The following is a 2,821-nucleotide window of genomic DNA, read 5'->3' as shown; positions in this document are numbered from 1 at the left end:
CGTAGCGGGTAGGAGCCCGGCATGAGCGATGTCGTGGACGCGGACGAACTGTTGCGGCGCATCCGGCGGAGCCGGGATCTGGCCGCCGAGGAGGAGCGGGTGTGGCTGGAGCGGGCGCAGAGCCTGACGGCCACCGATCCGGACCGGGCGCGGGAGGCGACCGAACGCGCGCTGACGTACCAGGTGGTGGCCGGAGTGCTGACGGAGATCATCGCGCCGGGCAGCCGGCCGGTGGACTCCGAGGGGACGGGAGCGGCGGGAGTGAGGCACGTCACGTGATGCCGGTATCCATACCGGTCGGACGCCCTGTGGTTTATCGTTCATCCATATCGGGGCGCGACCCGGACCGGTACCCGTGTGTTCCGCGCGCTTCCGCATCGACTGCCCTGGCTGGTTTCCCCCGTCCAGCCAGGGCTTTTTCCTGCCCTCGGCACGGCGCGCCCGCGCGCGGCCGTCCCTTCGAGGTGCCCCGCGCGGCGGCAGCGGCTCCAATGGGCTAAAGGGAACCACCCGAACGGCCGCCGGTGAGGAGCCCCGCGTATGACCAAAGCGATCAAACTGCCCACCGCCCTGCCACAGGCCCAGCGGGAACGGCTGATGGAACTGGCCAAGGAGGTCTCCTTCCCGGAGGACACCCGCGTGTTCGAGGCGGGCGGCGTCGCGGACCGGTTCTGGGTGATCCGCTCGGGCGCGGTCTCACTGGACCAGCAGGTGACCTCCCGGCAGTACATCACCGTGGCCACGCTGGGCGCCGGTGACCTGCTCGGCTGGTCCTGGCTCTTCCCGCCGTACGAGTGGGACTTCGGAGCGGTGGCGTTCAGCAACGTCCGCGCCTACGAGTTCGACGGGCCCTCCGTTCTCGCGCTGTGCGTGGAGGACCCGCTGCTCGGGCTGTCGCTGGTGCGCACGGTGGCCGAGATCCTGGCCCACCGGCTGGAGACGACCCGCGGCAAGCTGATGGACCAGTACGCGATCCGGCGGATCACCCCCCTGTAGGGTCCCGGTCAGATCCGGTAGCGGCGCAGCGCGGGCATGGCGGCGGCCAGCCCCAGCATGACGACGACCACCAGCGCCCCACCGCCCGCGACGGCTGCGCGGGTGCCGAACAGCGATCCGGCGGTGCCGTGCAGGACGTCGGCGAGGCGGGGGCCGCCGGCCACGACCACGGTGAAGACGCCCTGCATCCGGCCGCGCATCTCGTCGGTCGCGGCGGAGAGCAGGATGGCGCCCCGGAAGACCATGGAGACCATGTCGGCCACGCCCCCGGCGGCGAGGAAGGCGACGGCCAGCCAGAGGTTGCCGCTCAGCCCGAACCCGACGACGGCGAGCCCCCAGCCGACCACCGAGCCGATGACCATGAGGCCGTGCCTGCGGGCCCGCGAGAACACCCCGGAGAACAGCCCGCCGAGCACCGAGCCGACCGGGATGGCGGCGAAGAGCAGCCCGAGCGCGAGCCCCGGGCCCCAGGCGCCGTAGGTCTGCGCGGCCAGCTGCGGGAAGAGGGCGCGGGGCATGCCGAAGACCATGGCGACGATGTCGGCGAGGAAGGACAGCAGCAGCACCTTGCGCCCGGCGATGTACCGGAACCCGGCCGCGATCTCCCGCACCCCGGCACGCCGGGCGGTGGCCTCGCCGAGCGGGGGCAGGGCGGGCAGCCGGAACACCGCCCACACGGTGAAGGTCAGCGCGACGGCGTCGATGAGGTACAGCTCGGGCAGTCCGATGACCGGGATCAGCACACCGGCGAGCAGCGGGCCGGCGACCAGCCCGGTCTGCATGACGGTGGTGCCGAGCGCGTTGGCCGCGGGCAGTTCCCCGGCCGGGACCAGCCGGGCGACCGAGGCGCTGCGGGCGGGCTGGTTGAGGCCGAAGAACGCCTGCTGGGCGGCGAGCAGGACCATCAGCACCGGCACCGAGTCGAGGCCGGTGACGGCCTGGGCCCAGAACAGCAGCGAGGTCACCGCGATGCCGATGTTGGTGACCAGCAGCAGCTTGCGCCGGTCCACGGTGTCCGCGACGGCTCCGCCCCACAGCGCGAAGACCACCATGGGCACGAGCCCGGCGAGGCTGGCGTAGCCGACCCAGGCCGAGGACTGGGTGATGTCGTAGATCTGCTTGGGTACGGCGACCGCGGTGAGCTGGCTGCCGACGGCGGTGACGATCGTCGACGACCACAGGCGCCGGTAGGCCGGTATGCGCAGCGGGCGGGTGTCCATCGCCCAGCGGCGCCAGCCGCGTGCGGGCGGGTCCCCTTCGGGCGTCCCCGTCGTGCCCGCGTCGGTGGTGCTGCTGCTCTCGCTCGTGTCCACGGAGGTCCTGGTTGCTCGATACATCTTTCGATTTCGAGCCTCACTATCGCAGCAACGCCCGGCGAAAGCCGAACCCTTTGCCGCCTCAGGTGCCGATCAGCAGCATCGCTCCGAGGCCCAGCATGGTGACGGCGACCAGCCCGTCCAGCACCCGCCAGGCGGCGGGACGGGCCAGCACCCGGCCGAGCAGCCGGGCACCGAGGCCGAGGGCGGCGAACCAGCACAGGCTGGCCAGCGCCGCGCCCAGCCCGAAGGTCCAGCGCAGCGGGCCCCGGTCGGCGGCCAGGGAGCCGACCAGGAAGACGGTGTCCAGGTAGACGTGCGGGTTGAGCCAGGTCATCGCCAGGCAGGTGAGCACCGCGCGCCGGATCGACCCGGCCGCCTCGCCGTCCGTGCTCAGCCCGCCGGTGCCGGGGCGCAGGACACGCCGAGCGGCGAGGGCTCCGTAGCAGAGCAGGAAGACGCCGCCGACGATGCCGACCGCCCGCACCGCGTCCGGCCAGGCCACCACG

At 72.7% G+C, this 2,821-nt stretch carries 4 protein-coding genes; 2 read left to right on the top strand and 2 right to left on the bottom strand.

Features of this window, described 5'->3' with window-relative positions; all coding sequences use genetic code 11:
- Window positions 1–21: 21 nt before the first annotated feature.
- Both CCN33_RS30280 and CCN33_RS30275 read left to right on the top strand, forming a co-directional pair.
- Window positions 22–279 (top strand): hypothetical protein, encoded by a 258-nt coding sequence (locus CCN33_RS30280; protein WP_086696487.1) that lies wholly within the window; start codon window positions 22–24, stop codon window positions 277–279.
- Between the two features lie 261 nt (window positions 280–540).
- On the top strand, window positions 541–996 hold the full coding sequence (locus tag CCN33_RS30275; RefSeq protein ID WP_086696486.1) for a cyclic nucleotide-binding domain-containing protein: 456 nt from the start codon (window positions 541–543) through the stop codon (window positions 994–996).
- An 8-nt stretch (window positions 997–1,004) separates the two neighbouring features.
- Here CCN33_RS30275 and CCN33_RS30270 read toward each other — a convergent pair whose 3' ends face one another.
- Together CCN33_RS30270 and CCN33_RS30265 are read right to left on the bottom strand one after the other, a co-directional pair.
- Window positions 1,005–2,309, bottom strand: coding sequence for an MFS transporter (locus CCN33_RS30270; protein WP_167387987.1), 1,305 nt, complete (start codon window positions 2,307–2,309; stop codon window positions 1,005–1,007).
- An 85-nt stretch (window positions 2,310–2,394) separates the two neighbouring features.
- Window positions 2,395–2,821: LysE/ArgO family amino acid transporter (locus CCN33_RS30265; RefSeq protein ID WP_107484029.1), on the bottom strand; the 427-nt coding region annotated here is incomplete at its 5' end.

It is taken from the genome of Streptomyces recifensis (assembly GCF_002154615.1).
GTDB classification, from domain to species: domain Bacteria; phylum Actinomycetota; class Actinomycetes; order Streptomycetales; family Streptomycetaceae; genus Streptomyces; species Streptomyces griseoluteus.
The sequence above is the reverse complement of the archived record's forward strand: the minus strand, read 5'-3'. Positions and strand labels throughout refer to the sequence as shown.

Bases quoted from the DNA above. Each gene is read 5' to 3' on its own strand.
- CCN33_RS30280 (WP_086696487.1), top strand. From the start codon at position 22: ATGAGCGATGTCGTGGACGCGGACGAACTGTTGCGGCGCATCCGGCGG.
- CCN33_RS30275 (WP_086696486.1), top strand. From the start codon at position 541: ATGACCAAAGCGATCAAACTGCCCACCGCCCTGCCACAGGCCCAGCGG.